Here is a 13,619-nt window from a genome sequence, read left to right on the forward strand (position 1 = left end):
GAACCGCTTCACAGCGAAGGAGGGAATCATCCGATGGAGCCTATGCGCAAAGAAACGCCGGACGATCAGCCCTGCGGCAGCCGAGTGCCGAAATCGAAGCCCTGTCCCCGGCCGAGGCCGGGGGAAGCTGCCGGGGGGTGCTCCTTCGACGGGGCGCAGATTGCGCTGCTGCCGATTACGGATGCCGCCCATCTCGTCCACGGTCCCGCGGCCTGCGCCGGGAACAGCTGGGGGAGCCGGGGGTCCTTGACGAGCGGACCGGATTTGTCCCGGTACGGGCTGACGACGGACCTCGGGAACAACGAGATTATTTTTGGCGGAGAGAAGAAGCTGCGGGAGAGCATTGACTATATTGCCGGGCGGTTCGCGCCGCCGGCGATCTTTGTCTATTCCACCTGTGTCACCGCGCTGATCGGCGAAGACCTGGACGCGGTGTGCGGGGAGGCTTCCCGGCGGCTCGGACTGCCGGTCATACCGGTGAACAGCCCGGGCTTTGTCGGCAGCAAAAACCTGGGCAACCGGCTGGCGGGCGACGCCCTGCTCCAATACGTCATCGGCACGGAGGAACCGGATTCGGACCTTCCGCCCGGAATCAATCTGATCGGCGAATATAACATCGCCGGCGAGCTGTGGAGCATCGAGAAGCTGATGAATCAGGCGGGCATCCCGCTGACTGCCCGCATTACGGGCGATGCCCGGTATAAGGAAATTGCCTGCGCGCACCGGGCCAGGGCCAGCATGGTGGTGTGCAGCCGCGCGCTGCTTGGCCTGGCGCGGGGGATGGAGGAACGGTACGGCATTCCGTACTTCGAGGGCTCGTTCTACGGAGCGAAGGAGACCACCTATTCGCTCAGGCAGATGGCCTATCTGCTGAACGACCGGGAGATGGAACGGCGGGTGGACCGGCTGACCGAACGCGAGGAGGCCAGACTGGCGCATGACCTGAAGCCGTACCGCAAGGCGCTGAAGGGCAAGAAGGCGGTGCTGTACACCGGCGGTGTGAAGAGCTGGTCGGTCATTTCCGCGCTGAAGGAGCTCGGCGTTCAGGTGGTGGGCGTCGGCACGAACAAGAGCACGGACGATGATATAACCCGGATCGCAGACCGGGTGGGCGACGAGGCGGAGTATATCTCCGAAGGGGGGGCGCTTCGCATTCTGAAGACCGTGAAGGAACGGAAGGCCGATCTGATGATCGCCGGCGGACGCAATATGTATGTGGCGATGAAGGAGCGGATTCCGTTCGTGGATATTAACCAGGAGCGCCACCGGGCCTATGCCGGATATGAAGGGCTGCTTCGGCTCGCCAGGGAGCTGACGGGCGCGCTGACCCATCCGATCTGGGAGCTGGCATCGGCTCCGGCGCCTTGGGAATGGGAGGAGAGCGGAGATGACCGTTAAGAGACGAGAGAAGCCGTTGTCCGTCAACCCGCTCCGGATCGGCCAGTCGCTCGGCGCCGTGCTCGCGCTTCAGGGCTGTTACCGCGCGCTGCCGATTATACACGGAGCCCAAGGCTGTTCCGCCTTTCCCAAGGCGCTGCTGACCCGGCACTTCCGCGAACCGATTGCCGTTCAGACCTCGGCGCTCCAGGAGATGGACGTCATCTTCGACGCGAACCGCAATCTCGAAGAAGCGCTGCACACCGTTCTGACGAAGCACCGGCCGGATATTGTCGGTATTATCGGGAGCGAGCTGACCGATGTGGCGGGCGCGGATTATGCCGGCATGCTGAAGCAGTACAAACGGGAGCGGAATATGCGCGGCGGACTGGCCTTTGCCGTGACGCTGCCGGATTTAGGCGGCTCGATGGAGTCGGGCTTCGCTGCCGCCGTCGAAGCGATGATTGACGAGCTGATCCAGCAGGGCGGAATGCTCCGGGGACAGCGGAATCCGAATCCGCGGCAGATTACGCTGCTGCCGGCTGCTTCGATGACTCCGGGAGACGTCATGGAACTGAAGGAGATCGCCGGTTCCTTCGGGTTCAAGGCTATTGCGCTGCCGGATGTATCGACTTCGCTGTCGGGCCATCTGCTGACCGGCTTCTCGCCGCTGACCCGCGGCGGCGTTCCGCTCGATTCCATGATGCAGAGCCTCCAGTCGGGCTTGACGCTTGCTTTTGGCGGCAGCATGGAACGCGCCGCCCGCCGTCTGCACAACGCGTTGGGCACTCCGTATAAGGTCTTCCCGGCTTCCATGGGGCTTCGGGCCACGGATCAGCTGATGGAGACGCTGCAGCAGATCAGCGGCGTCCCGGTGCCTGTCCGCTACCGCTGGGAGCGGGAGAATCTGCTGGATTGCATGCTGGACGCCCACTTCCAATTCGCCGGAGCCTCCGCCGTCGCAGCGCTGGAGAGTGACCATCTCCGCTCCGTGGCCGGCTGGCTGGCCGAGCTTGGCGTCGAGCGGAGAGCGCTGGTGGTTCCCTGCGAGACGACGGCCGTGTCGGAGCTGGAGGAAGACGTATACGTTGGCGATCTGGACGATGCGGAGGCGCTGGGGGCGGGTGCCGATCTGTGGATCGGAAGCTCGCACGGCATGGCGGGCGCAGAGCGGATCGGCGCAGCTTTTATGGCGGCGGGATTTCCGGTCTGGAACGAACTGGGCGCATATATGAAGGTATCGGTCGGCTACCGGGGAGCGATGGAGTGGACGAACCGGGCCGGCAATTTCTTGATGCGAAGGGAGGCGCAGCGGCATGAAGGTAGCGTTCGCCACAGATGACGGCGTGCGGGTCAACGCGCATTTCGGGCAGAGCCCGATGTTTGCCGTCTACAACGTAACGAGAAGCGGCAGTGAGCGGGTCGGACTGCGGCGGGTGGACGGCGCGTCCCCGGAAGATGAGGCGGGGCGGATTGAAGGGCGGGTGGAAGCCGTGGCGGATTGCACGCTGATCTTCCTGATGCAGATCGGGGCGTCGGCGGCGGCCAGGGTGACCCGGCGCCAGATCATGCCGGTGAAGGTTCCGGCCGGAAGCCGGATCGACGAACAGGTGAAGCGGTTGTCCGAGATGCTCCAAGGCAAGCCGCCGATGTGGCTGGCGAAGGTGCTGCTGCGGGAAGAGGCGCTGACGGCGGAAGGAGGGAGTCCGGAGAAATGAACCCTTCATTTGAACCTGTGACTCCGGCTTCTTCCGGCGGCATCCAAGATGGCGGAGCCGTTCAGCCGGAGAGCGGCGGTCCGGCCGGTTCGGCCGGCCGGCGTAAGCGGCCTGCGCCCGATCCGCTGCTCACGGACGCCCTGCTGGCGCGGCTGGGCGACCTGCTGGGCGCCGCCGATACGCTCGGCCGGTATGCTGCCCTGGGCGCGGAGGAGAAGATCAAGGCGTCCTTTCTGGCTTCGGCGGAAGACAAGCACGGCTCGGACTGGAGCTGCCTGGCCTCCGATGCGGTGCGGCGGCAGGTGCCGCTGCTGTTCCAGGCGGTAGCCGGTGTGCTCGAGGGCAAGAGCGGCTATCTGATGCAGAGCTCGGCGGAGATCAACCGGGAAGGGTTCGGCCGCGGCCTGGTGTACAGCGGCCGCGTCATTCTCGTGATCAAGAGTCTGCGCGCCGGATTTCCGTTCCCGTTCGTCTCGCTGGAGAAGACGCTGGCTTACGGAACGGCCTGTGTGCAGGAGGGGCTGGCTTTTCTGGACCGGTATAAGCGGATCGCCGAAGGCGGAGGGCTGCTTCACATGGAGGGCTGAAGGAAGCTGCCGGGAAGTGGAAGGCAGAATCCGGAAGAGTGAAGGGAGTGCACCAAGAACGCCCGGCGGACGTTTAAGAGGACGGGAGGAGAGACGAATGAGCGAAGCGGAGGCAGCCGCGGCTGCGGCAGAAGACGGCCGGACCGCCACCGGCCGGGCAATATCCGAATACGCTTCCTCCGGCCCGGCGGAATCAGGCCCGGCGGTTCCCGCCCGGTACGCCCGCCAGCTTGCGCTGCTTGGCGCTTCGGGCCAAGAGGCGCTGAGGCGGGCCACGGTACTGGTAGCCGGAATCGGCGGTCTCGGCGGAACGGCGGCTCTGTATCTGGCCGCGGCAGGCATCGGCAGGCTGATCCTGGCCCATGAGGGCGTGATTGCTGAGCCGGACCTGAACCGCCAGATTCTGATGGACACCGCCCATCTCGGACTGGAGCGGATGGAGACCGCCGTCTCGCATCTGCGACGCCTCAATCCCGAGGTGGAGATTGAGGGCTACAATGCGCGGATTACGGAGGACCAGTCCCGCTCCTGGGTGGAGAGCGCCGACATTGTCATCGACGCCCGGTATGACTTTCCGGAGCGCTATATCTTGAACCGCCTTTGTGTTCAATCGCGCACACCGATGATCGAAGCCGCCATGTACGGCTTTGAAATCTCGCTGACCACCGTTGTTCCCGGCGAGACGCCTTGTCTCGAATGTCTCTATCCGCAGGAAATGCCGTCTTGGGAGCCTCTCGGATTTCCGGTTCTGGGGGCGACTTCTGGCATGGCAGGTTGTCTGGCCGCGCTGGAAGCCGTAAAATGGATAACAAGGGTAGGGACGACCTATATGAACGTGATGCACCGTTTCCATTCGCTCGACTTTACCTCCTACAGCGTCCGTCTCACCCGGAATCCGAATTGCGCTTGCTGCGTAGAAGGAGGCTGACCGTGAAGAAGCTCAGACTGTGCGATACGACGCTCAGGGACGGGGAACAGGCTGCGGGAGTTTCATTTACGAGGGCGGAGAAGCTGAACATTGCCCGGATGTTGTCAGAATGCGGCGTTGAGCAGGCGGAAGTGGGCATTCCGGCCATGGGCCGGAAAGAGCAGGAGGATATCGCGGAGCTGGCAGCGCTGAATCTGCCGATGAAGCTGATGACCTGGAACCGGGCCGTCCCGGGCGATATCGACAAGGCGCGGGAGACGGGAGTAGCCTGGAGTCATATCTCCATTCCCGTCTCCGCCGTTCAGCTCCAAGGCAAGCTGGGCCTGACGCCCGCCGAGGGACTGAACAAGCTGCTGCGGGCGTGCGAATACGGGCTTCGGCAGGGAATGACGGTATCGGTAGGTATGGAGGATTCCTCCCGGGCCAGTCTGCCGTTCCTGGCGGAGCTGATCCGCACGCTTCACAAGGAAGGCGTGCGCTGGTTCCGGTACGCCGATACGGTGTCCGCGCATCATCCCGGCCAGATGGCGGAGCGGATCGCCGCGCTTCTGGGCGAGGTGCCGGGAGACATCGAGCTGGAGGTGCACTGCCACAACGACTTTGGCCTGGCGGCGGCGGTAACCTTGAGCGGCATCGCCGCCGGAGCCACCTGGGCCAGCACCACGGTGGCCGGAATCGGAGAACGGACCGGCAATGCGGCCATGGAGGAAGTGGCGCTGGCCTGGCGCTGCCTCTACGGCGGCGAGACGACGGTCCGGGCAGAGCTGCTGAAGCCTCTGGCGGACTATGTGATCGCCGCTTCCGGGCGGAACGTCGGCGATGCCAAGCCGGTCGTCGGCCGGCTGGCGTTCACGCACGAGTCCGGCATTCATGTGGACGGGCTGATGAAGGACCCCGCCACGTATCAGATGCTGCCTCCGGGAGACGTCGGCCGGGAACACTGCTTCGTTCTCGGCAAGCATTCCGGAACGGCGGGAGTCGAGCATGCGCTTCGGCTCCTCGGGGCGCAAGCGGACGGGACGGAGTCGGCCCGGCTGCTGGAGCGGGTCCGGGATTATGCGGAGCGGCAGAAGGCGAACGTGCCCGAGCCGCTGCTGCTGGAATGGCTGGAGGAAGACCGCCTGTCCCAGAAGGACGCGGTGTGAAGGTACTTCGGACAGATCCGGTAATTCGATTACCGGGAAATCGGATGTCGAGCCGGCCGGTCAGGGTCTCCCTGCCGGCCGGCTTTTTGGTATAAACGGAAATCGCCGCAAAACGAAGAGGAACTGCCGTTATCCCCGCGCTGCTCTGTGGTAAAGATATAATAATGTATCTTCAGCCGGCTTCGGCCGGACTGCGCCCAGAACTCAAGGAAAGCGGAGGACTCCTATGAATCCGAAATGGTGGAAGGAAAGCATCGTGTACCAGATTTATCCGATCAGCTTCATGGACTCGAACGGGGACGGCATCGGCGATCTGCGCGGCATTGTCTCCCGGCTCGACTATCTCAAGGATCTCGGCGTGGATGTGATCTGGGTATGCCCGATCTATAAATCGCCGAACCATGACAACGGCTATGACATCAGCGATTACCGGGACATCATGAAGGAATTCGGAACGATGGATGATTTTGACCTGATGCTCCGGGAAATCCACGCCCGCGGCATGAAGCTGATGATGGATCTGGTGCTGAACCACACTTCTCACAAGCATCCCTGGTTCATCGAGTCCCGCAAGTCGAAGGATAACCCGAAGCGGGATTATTATATCTGGCGCAAAGGCAAGAACGGCGGACCCCCGAACAACTGGGAATCGTATTTCAGCGGTTCGGTCTGGGAATACGACGAAACGACGGATGAATATTACCTGCACCTCTACTCCCGGTTCCAGCCCGACCTGAATTGGGAGAACCCGAAGGTGATCGGAGAGCTGCATGACATGGTAGCCTGGTGGCTGCGCAAAGGCGTGGACGGCTTCCGCTTCGACGCCATCGCCCATATCGTCAAGGCCGTCGGCCTGCCCGACGCCCACAACCCGGACAACGCCAAGACGGTGCGCGCCTACGAGATGTTCTCGAATCTGGAGCATGTTCACACGCTGCTGCAGAACCTGAACGACAAGGTGCTGTATTACTACGACATTATGACGGTTGGCGAGACGTCCGGGCTCGGGCCGGAGCAGGCCCTCGATTATGTCGGGGACGGACGCAGGGAGCTGAACATGACGTTCCAGTTCGAGCATATGTTCCTGGATGCGGCTTCGGCGGGCAGCGGCAAGTGGGACGTGGTGCCGTGGAACCTGCTGGAGCTGAAGAAGATTATCAGCAACTGGCAGACGACGCTTCACAACCGGGGATGGAACGCCAACTATCTCTGCAACCATGACCAGCCCCGGTCCGTCTCCCGCTTCGGCGACGATGTGAAGTTCCGGATCTCCTCCGCCAAAATGCTGGCAACCTTCCTGCTGACGCTCGAAGGCACGCCTTATATTTATCAGGGGGAAGAAATCGGAATGACGAATGTCTCCTTCGAGTCGATCGACGATTACCGCGATGTGGAGACCCTGAATTACTATGAAGAACGCCGCAACAGCGGCGTCCCGCATGAGGAAATCATGAAGTCGATTCATCTCAAAAGCCGGGACAACGCCCGGACGCCGATGCAGTGGAGCGCGGAGGAGAACGGAGGCTTCACCACGGGCGAGCCCTGGATCAGCGTCAACTCAAACTATGCGGAGATCAACGTCGATCAGGCGCTCCGGGACCCGGAATCGATCTATTATCACTATAAGAAGCTGATTGCGCTACGCAAAGAGCATCTGGTCTTTGTGTACGGCGAATACAAGCTGCTCCTTCCACTTCACATGGAGATTTATGCGTATACGCGGACTCTGGAAGACCAGCAGGCGCTGGTCGTTCTGAATTTCTTCGATGGGCACCCGGTCTTCGAGCTTCCGGGTGAACTGGAGGCGGAAGGGTGGCGGCTGCTGATCAGCAACTGCCCGCAGGAGAAGGGCGAGGATCTGCGCAAGCTGCCGCTGCGGCCTTACGAGGCCCGGGTCTATCTGCGGAATCTGCCGAAGGCGGCAGGTACAGATGACACGGATGAAGACAAGGCCGGCGCAACGCAGGAGCGCCAGGAAGAACAGAAGGAAGAACAGAAGGAAGAGCAGAAGGAAGAAAGTAAAGAAGAACAGATGGAACAGCGGAAAGAAGAAAGCAAGGAAGAACGTAAGGAAGGCATGTCCTAAACGGACGCCGCTCTCCCTTTGCAGAACGGCGCGTCTATTCGGGGGCCGGATCAAGGCTGCAAGGCCTTGAGTCCGGCCTCCTTCGCGCCAAGTAGGCAAGGAACGTGATATTCGTGCTTGGTGTTTGCCGCTGTGCAGAGTACAATAAGCGTTAAACTTAGTGGATCTACATAGAGAGCCGCGGCCAGGCGGACGGCGGCGGAAGGAGAGAACGGGATGAGCGAGTGGTATGAGGAGAGCTTTGGCGAGGACTATCTGATTGTATACCGGCACCGGGATTTCGGCGGCGCGCGGCGGGAAGTCGAGACGATGATCGGCTGGCTGGGCCTGCCGCAGGGCGCGAAGGTGCTGGATTTATGCTGCGGCATGGGCCGTCATTCACTGGCGCTGGCGGAGGCCGGCTACGAGGTAACCGGCGTCGATCTGTCGGAAGCGCTGCTGCGCGAGGCGCGGGCACAGGGAGGAGCGGAGCAGGTGACCTGGGTCCGTTCCGACATGCGGGAGCTTCCGCTTGCCGGCGGTTTTGACGCTGTAGTCAATCTGTTCACGTCCTTCGGCTACTTCGAGGAGGATGCCGAGCACCTTAAGGTGCTGGGAGAAATTCGCCGGATGCTGAAGCCGGGCGGGCGGTATATTATTGATTTCTTGAGCCCGGATTATGTGGCGGCGCATCTGGTGCCGCATTCGGTCCGGGAGGACGGGGAGACGCTGATCGATGAGCGGCGGCGGATCGAGGACGGTTATGTCAAGAAGGAGATTACGCTGACGGCCAGAGCCGGAGGCGAGCCCCGGCATTACCTGGAGCGGGTGAAGCTCTATGACCGGGAGAAATTCAGCGCCCTGATCCGGGAAGCGGGGCTTGTGATCGATCAGGTGCACGGAAGCTACGACGAAGAGGAATACCGGGGCGCGGAATCGCCGCGGATGATCTTCGTCGGAAGAAGGCCATAGAATGACGCGGCCGACGAAGCATCCGGAAGGAATGGAAGCCCGAGCGGGAGCGGGCCTGCCGCCGGGGCAGGGGGAACGTCCGGCTGCGCCGGCACCGGGTGAAGTGACCGCCGTGGCCGAGGGCATCCGGCGGCTGTCGGTGCCGATGCTTCCGCCGCTCCGGCAGGTGAACGCCTATCTGCTGGCGGAGCCGGACGGCGGCATCAGCGTGGTCGATCCCGGACCGCGCAGCCCGGAAGCCGAGGCGGTATGGGATTCGGCGCTGGCGAAGCTCGGCCTGGCCTGGCGAGATATCCGGCGGGTGATGGTGACCCACCATCACCCGGATCACTACGGCCTGGCGGGCCTGATGCAGTCGCGGAGCGGCGGCTGCCCGGTCTATCTGTCCGCCCGGGCCGCCGCCGAGGCGGACCTGATGTGGGGCCCGGCGGCGGAGATGGACCGCCGCCTGCCGGCGTTCTTCCGGCGGCACGGCATGCCGGAAGAATGGACAAGCCGGCTCGCGGAGCATCTCGCCGGCTTCGTCCCCCAGGTCACGCCGCAGCCGGACGTGACCACAGACGCCCTTCCGCCGGAATTCGGCGGGCGGAAGTGGCGGGTGCTGGAGACCGGCGGGCATGCGCCGGGGCACCGGTCCTTCTTCAGCGAGGCCGACGGGCTGGTGCTGTGCGGCGACGCTGTGCTGCCGCGCATCTCTCCGAACGTCAGCCTGCTGCCGGGCAGCGACGCCCAGCCGCTGCTGCGCTACCTGGACGGCCTGCGCGAGCTGGGCCGTCTGCCGGCGCTGCTGGCGCTGCCCGGTCACCGCGAGCCGTTCCACGGCTTCGCGGATCGGACGGCCAGCCTGCTGCGCCACCACGAGGAGCGCCTCGACGAGACCGAGGCGCTCCTGGCAGAAGGAGCCCGCACCGGCTGGGAAGTGTGCGGGGGATTGTTCCCGCCGGGGCGCGCGGCGGGCATTCACCAGCTTCGCTTTGCGATGAGCGAGACGCTCGCGCATCTGGCCGAGCTGGTCCGCCGCGGCCGGGCGGAGCAGGCGGAAGGAGAGCCTGTCTTTTTTCGCTTGGGATGACCGGATTCACTGATCTTCCAGACCTTCCAGATTTGAATTGACATTCCAGCAAAGGCATGATATGGTGGGTGGCATTAGGCATTCCGTCTTTAGAGACGGGGTGCCTTGATCTATTTTTAAGGGATTTTTACATTTAAAGTCATAAGGGGGTGTCCGTCGTCGGGAATTCTAAGGAAAAGAATTATTACGTATTTTTTCTGTGCTTGTCTTCGATTTCAACGGCCGTAATCGTCGTGGCAGCCCTTGTTTATATAGCGATGTACGCTGCCGGCAGAGGGTAGATCTGAAGCGGAGGGAGAGACGGAAAGGGAATACGGGCATGTCGCCGTTCGGCTGGCCGGAGGTTTCTCCGGCCAAGATCGGAGAATCGCCTGCGCCGAAATCAACGAGAAGGGCGAATTCAGCATTATCGACAGAGCTTAGCGCCCTACTCTTTGCATCTCACAAGCAGCGTCAGGTATACTGGAGCAATATCAGCGTAAATGGAGGTCTGAGCGAGATGTCTTCAACTTTGAAAGTCGGTATTGTAGGGTACGGCAATCTGGGCCGAGGGGTTCGGATGGCCCTTGAACAGAATTCGGATATGGAACTGGTGGCGGTCTTTACGAGACGCGACCCGAAGACCATGAAGCATGAGGAAGGTCTGCGGTTCGAGCATGTCTCGGCCATGGAAGCTTATCGCGGCGAGATCGACGTGATGATTCTGTGCGGCGGGTCGGCGACCGATCTGCCCGAGCAGACTCCGGCTGCCGCTTCGCTGTTCAACACGGTGGACAGCTTCGACACCCATGCCAAAATCCCGGCGTTCTTCGGTGCCGTGGACGAAGCGGCCCGGAAATCGGGACAAGTGAGCGTCATCTCGACGGGCTGGGACCCGGGATTGTTCTCGATGAACCGGCTGCTGGCCGAAGCGATTCTGCCTCAAGGCAAGGAATACACGTTCTGGGGCAAGGGCGTCAGCCAAGGCCACTCCGACGCTATCCGCCGGGTGCCGGGAGTTAAAGCGGGCGTTCAGTATACCGTTCCGGTGGAAGCGGTCATCGACCGGATTCGTTCCGGCGAGACGCCGGAGCTGGCCACCCGCGAGAAGCATACCCGCCATTGCTATGTCGTGGCTGAAGAGGGCGCGGATCTTGCCGGGATCGAGCGGGAGATTGTGACGATGCCGAATTACTTTGCGGATTACGACACGACCGTCACGTTCATCACGGAGGAAGAGCTGAAGCGCGAGCACAGCGGCATGCCGCACGGCGGGTTCGTGATCCGCAGCGGCGTGACGGGCGAAGGAACGAAGCAGCTTGTAGAGTTCGGACTGAAGCTGGAGAGCAATCCCGAGTTCACGGCCAGTGTGCTGGTAGCTTATGCGAGAGCTGCCGTCCGGTTGAGCCGCGAGGGCGCAAGCGGCGCCAAGACGGTATTTGATATTCCGCTGGGTTACCTGAGCCCGAAGAGCGCCGAAGAGCTGCGGAGAGAGCTGCTCTAATCGGGACCACCCCGGCCTAACCCGATCAGGACAAGCGTATCCGGCGCAAAAGAACAGCCCGGCGCGGCCCAAGTCATCCTCTGACTTGGACCGCGCCGGGCTGTTTGGGCTGTGAGCGGGTCCGGGCCGCTATTCCAGCGGCTCCTTCCCGGTGCCGTCCGCCTTCGGAGCAGAGGCGGCCTCCAGTTCCTCCGGCTGATGCGGGAGGCCCAGATCCTGCTCCCGCTCCGCCTGCTTGCGGTGAGCGATCCGGCTGCTTGCCGCGGCTGCGACAGCGCCGACGATATCATCGAGGAAGGTATGAACTTCCCCGGTGCTTTTGTCGTTCAACCTCTCCAGCACGCCCGGCTTCAGCTTATCGACATACCCGTAATTGGTGAATCCGATGCTTCCATAGACGTTGACGATGGAGAACGCCAGAATCTCGTCCACGCCGTACAATCCCTCATCGTTCTCGATCATATCCTGAAGCGGCGGGAAGAGCTTGCCTTCCTCCGCCATGACATCCAGCTGGATGCCGGTCAGCACCGCGTTCTGCACTTCGCGCTTGCTGAGCACCATCTCGACATTGTGCACGCACTCTTCCATGGTCAGGGAAGGGTAATACTTCCGCTGTAGCAGCATGACAAGCTCTGCAATTTCTTCTACTCTCACTCCGCGTGTATGCAGCCAAGCCTTGGTCGCCTGCGCGACGGCTTTGCTGTTCAGACTGTATGGCATTTTGGCCTCACCCATGAATATCACCCCAGGTCGCGAATTAGTAGCGGTAGTCCGTAAGCAAATTGTACGTGTACCGGAAGTATTTGTCGAGCGGCGGTCCCTTATGCGCCGTTCCTTTGCTTGGCGGCGGTGAAAAAGCGTACGGTTTTTTGGAGACCGGCGGGTCTTTTTCATCCCGGGGGCTCGTATACATAGCAGTACAACCCGTACGAAACGGATGTAATGAAAGGGGCCAAGAGACCATGAATCATCGCAAGAAAATGATCGGCATTTCCGCCGCCTGTCTGCTGGCGGTGCCGCTGACCCTGTCGGGCTGCAGCCTGTTCGGATCGGAGAATGCCTCCGCCATTGACCCGCCGCCCGCAGAAGTGGAGGCGCAGATGCTCCAGACGGCGGGCGGAGGCGAGGCCGGCGTCTTCTCTTCCGCAGACGGAAGCGCTCCGGATTCCACGGTCGCCGCTGCGGGAACCGGGGAATCGGCAGCTCCGACCGCTAACGAGACCGGCGCCCTTCCGGCCAGCGCTTCCGTGACAGAGGACGGAAGCGGGGGACCGGCAAGCCCGGCCTCGAAGGAGGAGGAGTCGCGAACCGCTGTATATCTCCAGAACGACAGTGGCCTCTTGGCTCCGATTGCGCTCAAGCTGCCGGGTTCGGGAAGCGCGGATGCGCTGAAGCAGTCGCTGGAAGCTCTGGTCGAAGGCGGCGCTTATGCCGCTTCCTTGCCTCAAGGCTTCCACGGCGTTCTTCCTGCCGGCACTGTCATCAAGAATGTGAGCGTGGATAAAGGGACGGCTGTGGTCGAATTCGGGGGCAGCTTCACGGATTACCGCGCGGCGGATGAACGCAAGGTGCTGGAGGCGGTGGCCTGGACGCTTACGGGAGAAGACGGCGTCAGCGGCGTCCGGCTCATGCTGAACGGCAAGAACCTGACGGAAATGCCGCTGCTGAAGACGCCGCTGGACCGGCCGCTGACGCGCAGCCTCGGCATCAATCTGGAGAAGAAGGGAATGACGACGAATTCCAGCGCGGTCACCGTGTATTTTGCCTCGGTAACGCCGGAAGGCGAGTCCTACTATGTGCCGGTGACCCGGTATGTCGATCCCGGACACGATCTGCTTCAAGCCGCCATGCAGGAGCTGATTGCCGGTCCCGATGCGGGAGACGGTCTGGAGAGCGTCCTGACTTCGGGTACGAAGCTGGAGTCGGTCCGCAAAGAGCAGAACGGCGTCGTGAATGTGGCGCTGACGGACGATATGTTCGGCGACACCGACGCGGTTCCGGCGGAATTTCTGGAATCGGTCGTGCTGACGCTCTCCCAGAATGCCGACGATTCTCTGGTCCAAGTCCGCTTGAACGGCAAGGAGACGGTCAAAGGCAGCGACAACGTCGATTACGGCCAGCCGGTGTCGGCGCCGCAGTATATCAACGAGCTGGCGCTGTAGAACAGGCCGGCGGACCGCCCATTCCCCGAGGAATGGGCTTGTTCCGTTGGGCGGTCCGGATGGAAGAAGGTGCTTTTGCGTCCGCACTTTGGTAGAATGAACCGTGCATC

The 13,619-nt window shown here is 62.3% G+C and carries 12 protein-coding genes; 11 read left to right on the forward strand and 1 reads right to left on the reverse strand.

Features of this window, described 5'->3' with window-relative positions:
• The first annotated feature begins 33 nt into the window (after positions 1-33).
• The 10 genes from nifE (at position 34) to F4V43_RS14555 (ending at position 11,347) form a co-directional block, all read left to right on the forward strand.
• A complete protein-coding gene (gene nifE / locus F4V43_RS14510) occupies positions 34-1,398 on the forward strand; it encodes a nitrogenase iron-molybdenum cofactor biosynthesis protein NifE (RefSeq protein WP_150458973.1) in 1,365 nt (454 codons plus the stop codon).
• Positions 1,388-2,719 carry a nitrogenase iron-molybdenum cofactor biosynthesis protein NifN gene (nifN, locus tag F4V43_RS14515; protein WP_150458974.1) on the forward strand — a complete coding sequence of 444 codons (1,332 nt, stop codon included), beginning with the start codon at positions 1,388-1,390 and terminating at the stop codon, positions 2,717-2,719. Before nifE ends, nifN begins: the two co-directional genes overlap by 11 nt.
• Positions 2,694-3,095 carry a nitrogen fixation protein NifX gene (gene nifX / locus F4V43_RS14520; RefSeq protein ID WP_150458975.1) on the forward strand — a complete coding sequence of 134 codons (402 nt, stop codon included), beginning with the start codon at positions 2,694-2,696 and terminating at the stop codon, positions 3,093-3,095. The genes nifN and nifX overlap by 26 nt, the downstream gene beginning before the upstream one ends.
• On the forward strand, positions 3,092-3,682 hold the full coding sequence (locus F4V43_RS14525) for a DUF269 domain-containing protein (RefSeq protein WP_150458976.1): 591 nt from the start codon (positions 3,092-3,094) through the stop codon (positions 3,680-3,682). The genes nifX and F4V43_RS14525 overlap by 4 nt, the downstream gene beginning before the upstream one ends.
• A 97-nt stretch (positions 3,683-3,779) precedes the next feature.
• Positions 3,780-4,610, forward strand: coding sequence for a HesA/MoeB/ThiF family protein (locus tag F4V43_RS14530; RefSeq protein WP_150458977.1), 831 nt, complete (start codon positions 3,780-3,782; stop codon positions 4,608-4,610).
• 2 nt (positions 4,611-4,612) lie between these two features.
• Entirely contained in the window at positions 4,613-5,755 is a 1,143-nt protein-coding gene (locus tag F4V43_RS14535) for a homocysteine methyltransferase (RefSeq protein WP_150458978.1), read from the forward strand.
• 226 nt (positions 5,756-5,981) lie between these two features.
• Positions 5,982-7,841 (forward strand): glycoside hydrolase family 13 protein, encoded by a 1,860-nt coding sequence (locus F4V43_RS14540; protein WP_150458979.1) that lies wholly within the window; start codon positions 5,982-5,984, stop codon positions 7,839-7,841.
• 216 nt (positions 7,842-8,057) lie between these two features.
• Positions 8,058-8,792 (forward strand): class I SAM-dependent methyltransferase, encoded by a 735-nt coding sequence (locus F4V43_RS14545; protein ID WP_150458980.1) that lies wholly within the window; start codon positions 8,058-8,060, stop codon positions 8,790-8,792.
• Position 8,793: 1 nt separating this feature from the next.
• Positions 8,794-9,864 carry an MBL fold metallo-hydrolase gene (locus F4V43_RS14550; protein ID WP_223879905.1) on the forward strand — a complete coding sequence of 357 codons (1,071 nt, stop codon included), beginning with the start codon at positions 8,794-8,796 and terminating at the stop codon, positions 9,862-9,864.
• 499 nt (positions 9,865-10,363) lie between these two features.
• Positions 10,364-11,347 (forward strand): diaminopimelate dehydrogenase, encoded by a 984-nt coding sequence (locus tag F4V43_RS14555; RefSeq protein ID WP_150458981.1) that lies wholly within the window; start codon positions 10,364-10,366, stop codon positions 11,345-11,347.
• Positions 11,348-11,476: 129 nt separating this feature from the next.
• Here F4V43_RS14555 and F4V43_RS14560 read toward each other — a convergent pair whose 3' ends face one another.
• On the reverse strand, positions 11,477-12,082 hold the full coding sequence (locus F4V43_RS14560) for a phosphatidylglycerophosphatase A (RefSeq protein ID WP_150458982.1): 606 nt from the start codon (positions 12,080-12,082) through the stop codon (positions 11,477-11,479).
• 227 nt (positions 12,083-12,309) lie between these two features.
• On the opposite strand from F4V43_RS14560, the gene F4V43_RS14565 reads away from it, so the two are divergent.
• The gene (locus F4V43_RS14565; RefSeq protein ID WP_150458983.1) at positions 12,310-13,509 is read left to right on the forward strand and encodes a GerMN domain-containing protein; all 1,200 of its coding nucleotides are present in this window, start codon (positions 12,310-12,312) and stop codon (positions 13,507-13,509) included.
• Positions 13,510-13,619: the final 110 nt, after the last annotated feature.

The organism is Paenibacillus spiritus, assembly GCF_008710135.1.
Classification (GTDB): domain Bacteria; phylum Bacillota; class Bacilli; order Paenibacillales; family Paenibacillaceae; genus Paenibacillus_AQ; species Paenibacillus_AQ glufosinatiresistens.

Coding starts and splice junctions, on each gene's coding strand:
- nifE (WP_150458973.1), top strand. CDS start 34: ATGGAGCCTATGCGCAAAGAAACGCCGGACGATCAGCCCTGCGGCAGC.
- nifN (WP_150458974.1), top strand. CDS start 1,388: ATGACCGTTAAGAGACGAGAGAAGCCGTTGTCCGTCAACCCGCTCCGG.
- nifX (WP_150458975.1), top strand. CDS start 2,694: ATGAAGGTAGCGTTCGCCACAGATGACGGCGTGCGGGTCAACGCGCAT.
- F4V43_RS14525 (WP_150458976.1), top strand. CDS start 3,092: ATGAACCCTTCATTTGAACCTGTGACTCCGGCTTCTTCCGGCGGCATC.
- F4V43_RS14530 (WP_150458977.1), top strand. CDS start 3,780: ATGAGCGAAGCGGAGGCAGCCGCGGCTGCGGCAGAAGACGGCCGGACC.
- F4V43_RS14540 (WP_150458979.1), top strand. CDS start 5,982: ATGAATCCGAAATGGTGGAAGGAAAGCATCGTGTACCAGATTTATCCG.
- F4V43_RS14545 (WP_150458980.1), top strand. CDS start 8,058: ATGAGCGAGTGGTATGAGGAGAGCTTTGGCGAGGACTATCTGATTGTA.
- F4V43_RS14550 (WP_223879905.1), top strand. CDS start 8,794: ATGACGCGGCCGACGAAGCATCCGGAAGGAATGGAAGCCCGAGCGGGA.
- F4V43_RS14555 (WP_150458981.1), top strand. CDS start 10,364: ATGTCTTCAACTTTGAAAGTCGGTATTGTAGGGTACGGCAATCTGGGC.
- F4V43_RS14560 (WP_150458982.1), bottom strand. CDS start 12,082: ATGGGTGAGGCCAAAATGCCATACAGTCTGAACAGCAAAGCCGTCGCG.
- F4V43_RS14565 (WP_150458983.1), top strand. CDS start 12,310: ATGAATCATCGCAAGAAAATGATCGGCATTTCCGCCGCCTGTCTGCTG.